This window comes from Salmonella sp. SAL4457 (genome assembly GCF_046548235.1).
Lineage (GTDB): Bacteria > Pseudomonadota > Gammaproteobacteria > Enterobacterales > Enterobacteriaceae > Salmonella > Salmonella enterica.
In genome coordinates this window covers 1-256 of record NZ_JBGDZO010000844.1, presented here as the reverse complement: position 1 = coordinate 256, position 256 = coordinate 1, and the positions used below count along the sequence as shown (strand labels likewise).

General features: G+C 74.6%; 1 protein-coding gene. It reads left to right on the top strand.

Features of this window, described 5'->3' with window-relative positions:
* On the top strand, positions 1-256 hold a 256-nt coding region (locus ACLJNW_RS26565), incomplete at both ends, for an EamA family transporter (protein ID WP_410961559.1).

The window sequence follows — 256 nt, the reverse complement described above, 5'->3', positions numbered from 1 at the left end:
CTGGTCATCAAGGCCCGCGGCCGGACGGTGAGCCCCCACGCGACGCTCTTCTACCAGCTGGCCGGCTCGGCGGTGATCCTGCTCGGGCTGGCGGCGGCGGTGGGCGAGGCCGGCGTCACCCGGCCCACCCCCGTGGTGCTCGCCGCGCTCGCCTACCAGGGCGTGGTCATCGCCTTCGCGACCTACCTCGCCTGGTTCTGGCTCCTCGCGCGCTACCCGGCGGCCGAGATGGCCGCGTTCACGTTCTGGACCCCGC